The organism is Moorena sp. SIO4A5 (assembly GCF_010672005.1).
Classification (GTDB): domain Bacteria; phylum Cyanobacteriota; class Cyanobacteriia; order Cyanobacteriales; family Coleofasciculaceae; genus Moorena.
The window spans coordinates 1-4037 of the sequence record NZ_JAAHHZ010000433.1; the positions used below are offsets into that span (position 1 = coordinate 1).

Genomic DNA, 4037 nt, shown 5'->3' on the forward strand with positions numbered 1-4037 from the left:
TAGTACATACTAGTCATAAAGTAAAGTATTGTTAATCAATTAATCAAATGCCAGTTCCTTACAGTTACGATTTAAGAAAAAAAGTGATTAGTGCTATCGACGATGGCATGGGAAAAACTCAAGCTATAGCAAGTCTTATACCCATGAGGTACAAATCTCTGGTTTTTAGGGAGCAGGGAGCAGGGAGCAGGGAGCAGGGAAGAATGAAGAGGGAAGAGGGAAGAGGGAAGAGGGAAGAGGGAAGAGGGAAGAGGGAAGAGGGAAGAGGGAAAAAATAATGTGTACCTCATAGCTATGATAAACGCTATAATTTTGATAATTAATACTAATAAATTTGTCATTATTAATCGGCAATAATACTCAAATTGCCAATCATAAATTACCGGAACACACTATTATTTTTCTGTTCTTCTTGCTTGTGTGTTATCCTCTTCTGATTTGTCGTTATAAAGGGGTTTACTGTTTTCTTCTAGCCCTTCTTCAACCACAGGTTGGTTAGTTTTATTGGGATTTTCTTGCTTTTGGTTATCTTCAACAATGAATTCAATTTGAGATTCCTGCTGCTGGGGTGGTGCTACCTTTTGATTGCCAAAGCCGCCAAATAAATTACCAATCAGACCATCAAGTTTGACAGTAAGTCCTAAATACGGACCACTGGCGGAACGAGAGCCACGGAAGTCGTAGTCGTCAATATTACCAAGAGCGTATCCAGCAGCAAGGCGCAGACTGGGAGTCAGGTAGTAGCCAGTTTCAATCAGGAAGCCATTTTCAAAGTAGTCTGCTGAAGGTTGAGAGATCAAGCGAGCTTCACCGACTATATCCCAGTTGTAGCCTAGACGATAGGATGCTCGGAGTTGACCGAGATGAATGGTGCTATCTCCGATTAAATCATTGGATAAATAGGATTTACTATAACGCAAAGCATATTTACCGTAAAATTCCCATCGCCAGTTGGGAGCATATATCATTTCGCCGGAAAATAGATGTTCGTTATAACCAGTACCACTGCCCAATAAAATCGTATCGGGAATAGTAGCGGGATTCTGGCGAAATTCATAGCGCATTAAAGCGTTAAAGTTATCGCTTGCGGGATTACGGTAAGCAACACCTAGCCTGAGATTGATCGAGTTTCCTAATCGGCTCCTAAGCCTTTGATTAGCAGCATTCGCCTGTCGATAACTAAACAAAGCAGTTATAGCAGGAGACAATTTCCCAGAGGCGGCACCAGTGATGACAGTGTTGTTGCCACGATTAGAAGAACGATGCTCCCATTTGAAGCTGGCTTTGAAATCGGGACTGTCAGTGTATTCAAAACCGATACTGTAGCTTTCTCCACTCTCAAATCCAAGGGCTGAGGCTCCTTGACCAAAAGCGTAAGGTTGACTGAACTGATCAGCAGCAGCGTTTTCTCCAAGGAAATTACCTAATACCCGCTCATAAGCAAGGTTTAGTCGCATGCCAGGGAAAATCGTCCAGCCCTGCTTCAATCCGATAGCGCCCTGACCGGTCATCTGATCTAATCCGCCAACAATGGAGTAACGTCCAGAGATAGTGGTATCAGAGCCAAGATTGTAATCGCCACTGATACCAAGATGGGTAATTTCCTGTCCCTCAAATTGCCCTCGGGTAAACCATTGTTGTCCGATATTGATGGTAATTCCTCGATATACTCGCCAGTCTAATCCGATCGCAGTCCGGTCTGAATACACTGAATCGGTTTCGCTAGATAAGGTTAGTTCATTTAGAGCCTGGAAAGTGAGCCTATCAGTTAAGGGCATCTTAAAACGCGATCGCAACTGATTGGATGTACGACTTCTAGAATCATCTTTACGGTCTTCGCGATCGCGAAACACCCAGTCGAGTTGGAGGCTACCCGCACCAATACGTTGCTTAATCCCCGCAATTACAGTAGTTAGAGAATTATCCACCCGATTACCAGCCTGGGGTTCGGTACGGGGGTCGAATAAATCACCGAAACTATTAACAACTCGGGGGGCTATACCTCGGTTAGTTTCCCGGTCTACCTGTACCCGAAAACTAGTCGTATCAGTCAGTTTGGCCAGAAACTGAGCACCATAACGGGTTTGACCAGGAACAAAGCTAACGGTAGCGTTATTGGCAAAGCCAGTTTCAGTGGAGCGCAAATAAGCCTTACCGGAGAAACCATCACCAAATTTCCCGTCTAGTTGGACGCGGTAGGCTGAACCGCTGACTAAGCCTAATTCGTCAGAATCATTGGTAGAGTGAGCATATTCTGTGATTAATTGAACATTCTCCCCAAAGGAGAACAAACCATCCACACCATAAAGTTCAAAGTCTCTAGCTCCCTGATTTTCCCGTAGATAGCTAGCGCCGAGCCAACTCTCTTGATTAAGTTCCCGAGAGAAGTTGTATTGAAACCGACCTGCGTAAATATTAGTATCTTCGCTATCCCCATCAAATTGATAAGTAACAACAATCCGCCGCACTAAGACTTGTCCTTCTTCATCCAAGTCAGTACGTAACATTGGTTGGTTGAACAATAAGGTGCCACGGTCATAGTCAATTTCATAATCACTGACCCGACTGAGACGTTCTCGTTGAATTACAGTACCAGGTCGCTGTAGTTCTTCTAACTCGATGTAAACCTCTTCTGAACCAGGAACCAATAGTCGCCGAGACAGAAAGTAAAAACCACTAGTACCATCAGGGGCAATCGTATCCCGCTGGAAGCCTTCTACGTTATTGGCGAACAATCCAGTAACTTGAAACTTACCAAAGTTGTAGTTAGTCTTGAAGCCATGGAGTTTGCGCCTCGTGGAAGTAAATAGCTGAGAGCGTCTAGAAAACTCCTCAGTGTTGTAATCCCCCCACATCAAATAGTCCGCTTCTATTCCTACTTTTGTCCCAGAGCGTTCTAGCCTCAGATAGACATTATCTATAGAAGGAGTAGTTACATCCACTGTCGAACTATCACCGTAAACGGGATAGTCTTGTTCAGAGGATTGGAACTCGCGAAATAACCGATTACTATCATTACAATCACAGCCTTTGTTCAAAGCATGGTCAGTATTAAATGACCCAGTAATTAACCAATCGCCAAGGCTTCCAGTGAAGAAAGCAGCAGATCGGATGTCAAATTTAGTGTCATCATCTTCATCTTCTGGTAAAAAGTCCCGAAAGCCCTTGAAAAAGTCTGTCCCTTCAGTTCCCAAACGCATATCGATCACGCCAGTTATTAAACTTGGGCGCAGTGCGGTTTCAAACTGCATTTGGGTAAAGGCTTCTAAATCATTAGTAGCAGCACTAATCCGAATCGTTTTAGCGTCTAAGCCTGAACGCAGTTCAGTCGTAAATTGCCCCTTGCGAGCTTCTACCTGAAATCCCGGTTGGTCTGGGTTTTGGTCTACACCAACGAACTCACCGTCACTAGTGTATAAGGTAACAATGCTATCGCGGTGAGAGACATTACCGAATTTATCCAATAACCGACCCTTAACCGTTGCTAGAGAACGTCCATCGGCTGGGATACGAGCCTCGCGGGTTTCCACAACCAGTTTATCGGGTCTTCCCCTTACTTGTACCGGTATAGAAATTACGTTATCTGACCCAGCGATAGTGGCAGTGATCGTATTCTCCCCTTCCTTAAGGACAATACCATACCAAGTCTGAGTTATAAGATTAGTTAGTGTATCTGTTTCTGTGCGTCCAATGAAGGAGGGGTCTATCAGTTCACCATTGACCCGAAGTTCCACCTCAGCTCCCAAAGCATATTGTAAAATAATGCTAGTTGCTGGGATATCTAATACCTTATCCGAAGTAGGGGCAAGTACTTTTAAATAGGATGATTTGGGTTTAGAAGTAGGAGATGGAGTCGATTCTCTTATTCGTTGTTGGCGTCTTTGTCTGCGGTTGCGTCTTCTTTGCCGTATCCAGTAGTTGGCGATTTCGAGAGTGTCTTGGTACTCTTCTCCTAATTCCGCAAAAGCAATGGTTGGGAGTTCAACCGGTTTTAGGTCAAGGTTGAATGATGTCTCCTGTGTCAAATCCAGGCTTAT

2 protein-coding genes are annotated in these 4037 nt (G+C 44.1%); both read right to left on the bottom strand.

The features are described from left to right. Nucleotides 1–71: 71 nt before the first annotated feature. Nucleotides 72–290 (bottom strand): hypothetical protein, encoded by a 219-nt coding sequence (locus F6K57_RS38570; protein ID WP_293073870.1) that lies wholly within the window; start codon nt 288–290, stop codon nt 72–74. Nucleotides 291–395: 105 nt separating this feature from the next. After that, nucleotides 396–4037 (bottom strand): TonB-dependent receptor (locus F6K57_RS38575; RefSeq protein WP_364305900.1); only part of this gene is annotated, 3642 nt, incomplete at its 5' end.

Excerpts from the sequence above, each read along its gene's own strand:
- F6K57_RS38570 (WP_293073870.1), bottom strand. The coding sequence starts at position 290 with ATGAGGTACACATTATTTTTTCCCTCTTCCCTCTTCCCTCTTCCCTCT.